The following is a 334-nucleotide window of genomic DNA, read 5'->3' as shown; positions in this document are numbered from 1 at the left end:
GCCGTTCCCGATTATCAGCTGACACGGGCACCTGAAGCCTTGGCGATCCAGCTCGCAACGATAGGGGCTTTTGCATCCCCCCGTGCGCTCAATTCTGCTCGTCAAACGCAGAAGGAGCCGCCCCTCCCCTCCATTGGAAAGAACGGCCTCCGTTTTTTATGCCGTTTGAACAGGCGAAACTAGTTTCAGTGAAGGCCGGGCCGGTGTGCCGGTCCGGAGATACGCGAACATGTGCGGCACGTAGTCGGCCTTGCCGATCGCGACGCCCTTACTCCGCAGGATCGCGTAGGCACTGACGACGTGGAAGTAGAACTGGGGCAGGGCCCAGTCCCGC

General features: G+C 61.1%; 1 protein-coding gene. It reads right to left on the bottom strand.

Going from position 1 to position 334, the window contains the following annotated elements:
• Positions 1-156: 156 nt before the first annotated feature.
• Positions 157-321, bottom strand: coding sequence for a DUF1993 family protein (locus MKK75_RS34810; RefSeq protein ID WP_244047034.1), 165 nt, complete (start codon positions 319-321; stop codon positions 157-159).
• Between the last annotated feature and the right edge of the window lie 13 nt (positions 322-334).

This window comes from Methylobacterium sp. J-030, from assembly GCF_022829545.1.
In the GTDB taxonomy this organism is placed as follows: domain Bacteria; phylum Pseudomonadota; class Alphaproteobacteria; order Rhizobiales; family Beijerinckiaceae; genus Methylobacterium.
This window is presented reverse-complemented; position numbering and strand designations above follow the sequence as displayed.